Here is a 7,369-nt window from a genome sequence, read left to right on the forward strand (position 1 = left end):
TATGCTTGCTTGTGAAAAGATATCTGATGGATATACAGATGATAAAATTACGTCTGTATCAGATGATAATAAAATAAATTATATAGCAAAAAGTTTAAACGATATGTTTGATAAATTAAATATTGGAATAAGCAATGCCTTAGAAGTTCTTGAAGAGTACAAAGAACAAAACTATTTAAATAAAATAGATTCAAGTATTTTCTTAGGTGGAGGATTTAAAAATCTTTTTGAAGGAATCAACTCTTTACAAGAAAAAATTACAGAGCAAGTATCCTTAAATTATATTCAAGGTTTAAAATTAGAAGCACAATCAAAAATTTTAACACAAAAAGCAAATTCATTATCTGAATCTTCTCAAGAACAATCAGTATCAATAGAAGAAACAGCAGCTGCAATTGTTGAAGTTAATTCAATAATGTCAAATAACTTAGAGTATGTAAATCAAATGTTAGATTTAGGTACAAATGTACAATTAGAATCAAAAAAAGGTTCTGCTTTAGCAAAAGATACAGATGATGCTATGGATGATATTAATGAATCTACGATGAAGGCTTTTGAATCAGTTAATCAAATTTCTCAAATTGCTTTTCAAACAAATATTCTATCATTAAATGCAGCAGTAGAAGCAGCAACAGCAGGAGAAGCTGGCAAAGGATTTGCAGTAGTTGCTCAAGAAGTAAGAAACCTTGCAAATAAAAGTGCTGAGGTTGCAAAAGAGATAGAATCTTTAATGAAAACATTACAAGAGAAAACAAAAAAAGGTAAAGATATTGCAAATCAAATGAATTTGGGATATGAAGATCTAATAAAAGATATTAATAAAACTGTTGAGATTATTCATCAAGTTAGTGATTCTTCAAAAGAACAAGAGACAGGTATTTCTCAAATTAGTGATGCAATTAATCAAATTGACCAAGAAGTTCAAAGTAATGCAGCTATTGCTTTTGATGTTAAAACTGTAGCAAATGAGAATAATAAAGTTTCAATAGAAATTGTAGAAAATAGCAAAAAAATAAAATTTATTGGAAAAGAAGATATTTATGCAAGAGCAAATTGATAATATATTATATTTTAGTCAGAAGTTAAATGTTTTATTAATAGAAAATAATAATGATATTAAATTAATTAATATTTTTAGAGAATTATTTTTTAATTTAGATTATAAGAATAGCTTAGATGCTTTTGCTATATTAAAAACAAAACAAATAGATTTAATAATTGTAAATATTGAAAATGAAAATGATATTATTTTTTTAAAAGAGATAAAAGAACTAAATAAATCTATTCCAATAATGGTTATTTCAAATTTTGATAATTCTAACTATTTAAAAGATTGTTTATTAATTGGTGTTAACGCTTATATTCTAAATCCAATAAATGAAAAACAATTACATCAAGAAGTTCTTAGAACTATTCAAGAAATAAAATTAAGACATACTCAAACAAATACAGTACATAAATTAACTCATGCCTTAACTCTAGCAAAAGAGTATGAATTAGCAATTAATGAAAGTAATATCTTATCAAGAGCAAATTTATCGGGAAGAATAACTTATGTTAATGATATGTTTTGTCAAGTATCAGGATATTCAAAAGATGAACTTCTTGGTAAAAAGCATAATATTATTAGACATCCAGATACACCTGATTCAGTATTTAGAAGCTTGTGGAATCATATTACAAAAGGAAAAATATGGAAGGGTGTAGTAAAAAATAGAAATAAAAATGGTAAATCATATTGGGTAAATACAACAATAATTCCAATAAAAGATAAATTTGATAATGTTGTTGAATTTATGGCAATTAGACATAACTTAAGTGAATTATTTTCTTTACATAAAGAGTTAGAAGATACACAAAGAGAAATCATTTATAAAATGGGTGAAGTTGGAGAAACAAGAAGTAAAGAAACAGGGCATCATGTAAAAAGAGTTGCTCAATATTCAAAAGATTTAGCACTGTTATATGGACTAAAGAAAGAAGAAGCAGATATTTTATTTACAGCCTCACCAATGCATGATATAGGAAAAGTAGGAATACCTGATCATATTTTAAAAAAACCTGGGAAATTAACACCTGAAGAGTTCGATATTATGAAAACTCATGCAGAAATTGGTTACAACATATTAAAAGGTTCTCAAAGAGAAATATTAAAAGCAGCAGCAATAATATCATTAACACATCATGAAAAATATGATGGAAGTGGGTATCCAAAAGGTACTAAAGGTGAAGATATACATATATATGGAAGAATTACAGCAATTGCAGATGTATTTGATGCATTAGGAAGTAATCGAGTATATAAAAAAGCATGGGAAGATGAAAAAATATTTAAATTACTTGAAGAAGGTAAAGGTAAACATTTTGACCCAGAATTAATAGAACTATTTATGACAAATAAAAATATATTCTTAGAAACTAGAAAGAAATATCAAGATTAGAAGAGTATTTTCTCTTTTAATCTTCTACTACAATAAATAACTTAAAAAAAGATAAATCTCAAATAACTCATTATTAATTTATAATAATTTAATATTTCAAGGAGTATACTTTGTTTAGATACAAAGCTTAATTGAATATTAAGGAGCTTATTATGAAAAATATCGCTTGTTCTCTCTTCTTACTTTCGGTTGTTTCAACATTAAATCTTCAAGCAATGACACTTAACAAAGTACTTGATGATGTGTTAACAACTAATCCTGTGGTATTAGAGAGACTTAAAAACTATGACAAAACAGTGTATGATTTGAAAATTTCAAAATCAGAATATGCTCCATCTATTGATTTTATTAGTAGTATTGGTTACGAAAGAACACTAGAAAAGCATACGACTACTCCATTTGAAGCAGAAGGTTATCATATTTATAGAAATACCTTAAGCGTAACACAAAATCTATTTAATGGTTTTGGTACAAGAAATAGAGTTAATTACGAACAAGCAAGAGTTATGGCTGCTGCATATAATTATGTTGAAAAAACAAATGATGTAGCATTTAATGTAGTAAGAGAGTACATTAATGTATTAAAATATTATGATTTATATACATTAGAAAAAGAGAATATTGCATTAACTCGTGATATTTTAAATAAAACAAAAGAACTAAGTGATTCAGGTTCAGGTGCATTTTCAGATGTAAAAAAAGTTGATTCAAGCTTACAACTTGCAGAATTTAATTTCTTAACACATCAAAATAATCTTATGGATGCTGAATTTAGTTTAGGTAAATTATTAGGAAGAAGAATAAATCATTCTGAACTAACTTTACCAAAATTTGAGTTTTTATTACCTCAAAGTATGGATGAAGCTGCATCTCATGCAATTGATGCAAATCCATCATTACTAGTTACGGATTACAATATAACTGCTTCAAAAGCAGCATTAGCACAAAGTAAAAGTAAATTCTCACCTACTTTAGATTTCCAATTTGAGTATAACTTAGATAAAAATACAAGTGCTGAACCAGGACATAGTAGAAGTTATTCTGCACTATTAGTATTCAAACAAAATCTATATAGAGGTAATGCAAATGTTAATGAAGTAAAACAAAATAAAATTAACGTTATGCAAGAGTTTGAAAATCAAAGAGAGATTAAAAGACAAATTATAGAAGGTCTACAATTATCTTGGTCTGCTTATGTAATGATTGAAAAACAATTAGGTTTTTTAAAATCATATGAAAAAGAAAGTAAAGCAACTTTAGATTTATATACACAAGAGTTTGAAGATGGTTCAAGAACTTTAATTGACCTTTTAACTGCACAAGATGATTATATTTCTGCTAGAAATAAATATATTGTTGCATCACATGATTGGTTATTTTCAAAATATAGAATTTTAGATTCAATGGGTGAATTAATTAACAGTCTTTTTGGAAAAGATTCTGCTAAATTTTATGCGCCTACAACAGCTGATTATAAAGTAGTAACAAATGATCCTTACCCAATTTATGAAGATAGAGATAGAGATGAAGTTCATAATAGAGTAGATGATTTATGTGATAATTCACTTCTTGGTTTATCAGTTGATATTTATGGTTGTAAAAATGAAGTAAAAGAAGCTATTTTCTCTCCAGTTGTTGAAAGTAAAATAGAAGTAGCTCCCTCAAAAGAGTACTTTGAAGAAGAGTTTTTAAGTGCAACAAGTGGTTATACTCTTAATTTAGCAACATATTCATCACAAGTAGGTGTTGATAGATTTGTAAAAAAATACAATATTGAAGATAACTATGTATCTTTTGCATATTTAACACCAATTTTCAAAAGAGAATATATTAAAATAATTGGATTAAAAGTATATAAAACAAAAGAAGAAGCATATAAAGCATTAGCAAAATTTCCTAAATCACTAGATGTACATAGACCTTATATTAGTGATGTATTTGTAACTCAACAGTTATATAAATCATACAATTAGGAAAGATATAGTAAACACAAGGAGTCAGTAATGACAGAGTATAATAATGAACAAGGCTTGAATTCTTTACTTGACTGCTTGGTTGTTTATACAAAATTTTATCATAAACCTTATACAAAAGAGTCTTTAACATTTGGTTTACCAATTGAAAAGGGAAATGAAAATCCAGAACTTTTTTCAGTTAGAAACTCTAAAGGTTTATTCTCAAGAGCTGCTTCTCATGCAGGATTAAAGACAAAAATAATAGAAAAAAGAATTGAAGATATTTCATCTTTACAACTTCCTTTGATCCTTTTATTATCAAATAAAAATGCTTGTTTATTGGATTCATTTTCTCCTGATAGAAAACAAATTAAAATTATTTCTTCATTAGATGATGAGATTGTTGAACAATGGCATGATATTGAAACTATTAATAAAGAGTATTTAGGTTTTTCTATTTTAATTAAAAGAGGTTTTAATTTTAAAACAGCTGAAGTAGATAAAAAAATCAATTATGAAAAAAAACATTGGTTCTGGGGTACAATAAAATTATCTGCAAGTATTTATAGAGATGTAATCTTTGCATCAATACTTGTAAATCTTTTTGTTTTAGCAACTCCTTTATTTACAATGAGTGTTTATGATAGAGTTATTCCAAATAATGCTATTGAGACATTATGGTTTTTTGCAGCAGGTGTTTTTTTAGTATATTTATTAGATATATCTTTGAAATTAGTAAGAACATATTTTTTAGAAATTGCAGCAAGGAAAAGTGATGTAATTATGTCTTCTTTAATATTTGAAAAAATATTAGGCTTAAAATTACAAGAGATTCCTAAACCAATAGGTGCTTTTGCAAATAATTTAAAAAACTTTGATTTAATTAGAGGATTTCTTACAAATGCTACTTTAGTTTCATTTATTGATTTACCTTTTTCAATAATCTTTATATTAGTAATATATTACATTGGTGGAAATATTGTAATAGTTCCAATTGTAATAATTTTGTTATTATTAATAATATCATTAATTCTAAAAGGTCCAATCCAAAAAAGTATTAAAAGTATAAATGAAATTGCTTCAAAAAAGAATTCAATATTAATTGAAGTATTAAATAATCTTGAAACATTAAAAAGTCTTGGTACTTCAAGTAGCTCTCAATGGGATTGGGAAGAAAGCTGTGGAAGAATTGCTCAAAAAGGCTTAAAATCAAGAATGTTATCAAACTCAATTCCTTTAATAAGTGCTTTATTAATTCAATTAAATACAGTGGCTGTAATTATATTTGGAGTATATTTAATTCAAAATTTTGAATTAACTATGGGAGGATTAATAGCAATAGTTATTCTATCTTCAAGAGCAGTAGCTCCAATGGGACAAGCAGCAGCTTTAATTACAAATTATGAAGATGCAACTAATACCTATGGATTACTTAATGATATAATGAATCGAAGTGAAGAAAGACCTGTTGATAAAGATTTTGTTTCTTATCCAAGTTTTAGAGGTAGAATAGAGTTTAGAAATGTATATTTTAAATATCCAAATACAGATGTAGAGGTTTTAAAAAATGTTTCTTTTGTAATTAATCCAGGAGAACATGTAGCAATACTTGGAAAAATAGGTTCAGGAAAAAGTACAATTTTAAAACTATTGCTTAAATTATATGAACCAACTTCTGGAACAATTCTTTTAGATGATATTGATTTAAACCAAATTGATCCTGCTGATTTAAGAAAAAATACTGGATATGTTTCTCAACATGTTGCGCTATTTTATGGAACATTAAAAGAAAATATCAGTTTTAGAGCCTCTTATGTTAGTGATGAAAAAATGATTAATGCTGCAAAAATTGCATGTGTAGATAAGTTTGCTAATAAACATCCAAAAGGTTACGATATGGAAATTGGTGAACATGGAGAAGGCCTTTCAGGAGGACAAATCCAATCAGTAGGAATATCACGTGCAGTTTTATTTGATAATCCAATTATGTTTTTTGATGAACCATCTAATGCAATGGATAGACAAACAGAACAAAATATTATGAATAATTTAAAAGGTTTTTTAGAAAATAAAACGTTATGTTTAGTTACACAAAAAATGTCATTATTACAAATGGTTGATAGAATTATTGTTTTAAGTAATAATGAAGTGTATTTAAATGATACAAAAGAAGAGGTAATTAAACAGTTATCGCAAACAGGAGCTAGTTATGAATAATAAAAAATATAACTATACTCAAGAAGATTATGAATTTATGAATAGTTTAAGTTCAGCTGTTTTAGAACGAAGTCCTAAAAAACTAAGAATTGTTTTATGGTTTTGGATTATTACAGTAGCTCTTTTAATTACATGGGCATATTATGCACAAATTGATGAAATTGTAAGAGGTGAAGGTAAGGTAGTGCCTGTAGGTGAAAATAAAATGATTCAAAATCTTGAGGGTGGAATTGTTCAAAGTATTTTAGTAAAAGATGGAGATATTGTAAAAAAAGGCCAAATTTTATTAAAAATAGAAAACCAAAAATCACAATCTGATTATGAATCAATGAATTTAAAATCTTTAGAATTAATGGCAAAAGTAATTAGATTATCATCAGAAGCTAATGATAAACCATTTTTAGTAAGTAAATTTAAAGATAATGACGTTAGTACATATATTCCACTTGAACAGAACTTATACGAAATAAATAAATTAAAATTAAATTCAGAGATTGATGGATTACAAGAACAATTAAAACAAAAAGAAAATGATTATCTTACAGCAAAAAGCAATATAAATTATTTAAGTAGAGAGTATAACTTAATTCAAGAAGAAGTAAGAATTGCAGCACCTTTAGTTGCAAAAAAAGTAAGATCAAAAGTTGATTTCTTAAAATTAAAAAGAGAAGCAAATAATATAAGAAAAGAGTTAGCATTGGTTCGAATGTCAATTCCTAAAACACAATCTTTAATTGAAGAAGCTAAAAATAAAAT

At 26.2% G+C, this 7,369-nt stretch carries 5 protein-coding genes; all 5 read left to right on the top strand.

Annotated elements, in window-relative coordinates; translation table 11 throughout:
- A partial coding sequence (locus ACERKK_RS09190; RefSeq protein WP_373772787.1) for a methyl-accepting chemotaxis protein occupies window positions 1-1,057 on the top strand: 1,057 nt, incomplete at its 5' end.
- On the top strand, window positions 1,041-2,441 hold the full coding sequence (locus ACERKK_RS09195; RefSeq protein ID WP_373772788.1) for an HD domain-containing phosphohydrolase: 1,401 nt from the start codon (window positions 1,041-1,043) through the stop codon (window positions 2,439-2,441). The genes ACERKK_RS09190 and ACERKK_RS09195, both read left to right, overlap by 17 nt.
- Window positions 2,442-2,593: 152 nt before the next feature.
- Entirely contained in the window at window positions 2,594-4,414 is a 1,821-nt protein-coding gene (locus ACERKK_RS09200; protein WP_373772789.1) for a TolC family outer membrane protein, read from the top strand.
- 30 nt (window positions 4,415-4,444) lie between these two features.
- The gene (locus ACERKK_RS09205; RefSeq protein ID WP_373772790.1) at window positions 4,445-6,613 is read left to right on the top strand and encodes a type I secretion system permease/ATPase; all 2,169 of its coding nucleotides are present in this window, start codon (window positions 4,445-4,447) and stop codon (window positions 6,611-6,613) included.
- On the top strand, window positions 6,606-7,369 hold a 764-nt coding region (locus tag ACERKK_RS09210; protein ID WP_373772791.1), incomplete at its 3' end, for a biotin/lipoyl-binding protein. The genes ACERKK_RS09205 and ACERKK_RS09210, both read left to right, overlap by 8 nt.

The sequence above is a fragment of the Poseidonibacter sp. genome, assembly GCF_041821165.1.
Classification (GTDB): Bacteria; Campylobacterota; Campylobacteria; order Campylobacterales; family Arcobacteraceae; genus Poseidonibacter.

Excerpts from the sequence above, each read along its gene's own strand:
- ACERKK_RS09200 (WP_373772789.1), top strand. The coding sequence starts at position 2,594 with ATGAAAAATATCGCTTGTTCTCTCTTCTTACTTTCGGTTGTTTCAACA.
- ACERKK_RS09205 (WP_373772790.1), top strand. The coding sequence starts at position 4,445 with ATGACAGAGTATAATAATGAACAAGGCTTGAATTCTTTACTTGACTGC.
- ACERKK_RS09195 (WP_373772788.1), top strand. The coding sequence starts at position 1,041 with ATGCAAGAGCAAATTGATAATATATTATATTTTAGTCAGAAGTTAAAT.